Source organism: Citrobacter sp. Cu231 (genome assembly GCF_030332265.1).
GTDB lineage: Bacteria > Pseudomonadota > Gammaproteobacteria > Enterobacterales > Enterobacteriaceae > Citrobacter > Citrobacter meridianamericanus.
Genome location: NZ_JAOWIE010000006.1, coordinates 1 through 387, shown reverse-complemented (window position 1 = coordinate 387; position 387 = coordinate 1). Strand labels below are relative to the sequence as shown.

At 54.8% G+C, this 387-nt stretch carries 1 protein-coding gene; it reads right to left on the bottom strand.

The window, feature by feature from the left end:
- The coding region (locus OGY15_RS00040; RefSeq protein ID WP_286537202.1) for an IS66 family transposase at positions 1 to 387 on the bottom strand (387 nt) is incomplete at both ends.

Sequence of the window (387 nt, the reverse complement as noted above, 5' to 3'; positions counted from 1 at the left end):
CCTACGGCCACTCCCCGTAAGGCGTTCTCTGCGATGTTGTTGTCGATTTCCACCCAGCCATTACTGCAGTACACGTTCAGTGCATCCCACTGTTTCAGCAGGTATGCGAACGCTTTTGCCGTATCTGAGTGACGCGACAGTGTTTTCATCTGTTGCTGTATCCAGTCATACAGTGACTGCATCAGTGGCGCGGCTCTGGCTTTTCTTGCCGCCAGACGCTGTTCTGCTGAACAGCCCCGGACCTCTGCCTCGATGGCATACAGTTCACCGATACGCTGCAGGGCTTCCGTGGTGATGTAGGTGGGCGCTCTTGCATGCACATCGTGGATTTTTCTCCGGGCATGAGCCATACACGCGGCTTCCGTTATTCTGCCGGATTCGTATAAC